General features: G+C 64.9%; 2 protein-coding genes. Both read right to left on the reverse strand.

The genetic code is table 11. From position 1 onward, the window contains the following. A partial coding sequence (locus CYD53_RS29775) for an ABC transporter permease (protein ID WP_425428366.1) occupies positions 1–194 on the reverse strand: 194 nt, incomplete at its 3' end. After that, positions 191–1022: ABC transporter permease (locus tag CYD53_RS29780; RefSeq protein WP_245928506.1), on the reverse strand; the 832-nt coding region annotated here is incomplete at its 5' end. The genes CYD53_RS29780 and CYD53_RS29775, both read right to left, overlap by 4 nt.

Here is a 1022-nt window from a genome sequence, read left to right on the forward strand (position 1 = left end):
GTCGCCTGCATCCAGGCCGGGTTGCCGAAATACTCCTCATACCAGCGCAGCGAGAAGGACGGCGGCGGGAAGGTCAGGAAGCGCGTGCCGGAGAACGACATCGGCACGATGATCAGCAGCGGCACGATCAGATAGGCCAGCACCAGCCCGACGAAGAGGCCGAAGGCGAGACGCGGGAGGAGGGGGTGTTTCATTTCTGCCCCAGCATCTTGTCGAGCGGGATGATGCGTCCGACCAACATGAAGATCGCCAGCACGCAGACGAGCAGCACGACGCCGATCGCGCTCGCCGCGCCCCATTGATTGTAGAGCTCGACATTCCGGCTCACGACCATCGAGATCATGATCGTCCGGCCACCGCCGAGCAGTTCCGGCGTGATGTAGAAGCCGAGCGTCAGCACGAAGACCAGCGTCAGCCCGGCGACGACGCCAGGCAGGGACAAGGGCAGGAACACCCGCAGGAAGCTATGGAGCGGCCCGCCGCCGAGGCTGGCGCCGGCCAGCATCAGCTCGCGCGGGATCTTCTGCATGGTCGAATAGAGCGGCAGCACCATGAAGGGCAGCAGGATGTGGACGGTCGCGATCACCGTGCCGAGCTCGTTATGGACGAGAGCGAGCGGTTCGGTGATCAGGCCGAAGCGTTCGAGCATCTGGTTGGCCACGCCGGTGCGCTGCAGCAGCACGAGCCAGGCATAGGCGCGTACCAGGACGCTGGTCCAGAACGGCAGGATCACGAAGGACAGGATCAGCATGTCCCAGGGCCGCCTGGCATGGGCGGCGGCATAGGCGACGGGATAGCCGAGGATGAGCGTCAGCACCGTGACCGTGAAGGCGATGCGGAAGGTCAGCAGGAAGCTGCGCCAATAGATGTCCTCGCTGAAGATGCGCTTGTAGTGCTCCAGCGTGAAGCCGCCATCATAGAAGGACTGGCCCATCAGCCAGCCGACGGGCAGCACGACGAGCGCCACGATCACGATCACGGCCGGCGAGGCGAGCAGGAGCATCAGCCCCTGTTCGCGGCGC

It is taken from the genome of Allobosea psychrotolerans, assembly GCF_002917105.1.
GTDB classification, from domain to species: Bacteria; Pseudomonadota; Alphaproteobacteria; order Rhizobiales; family Beijerinckiaceae; genus Allobosea; species Allobosea psychrotolerans.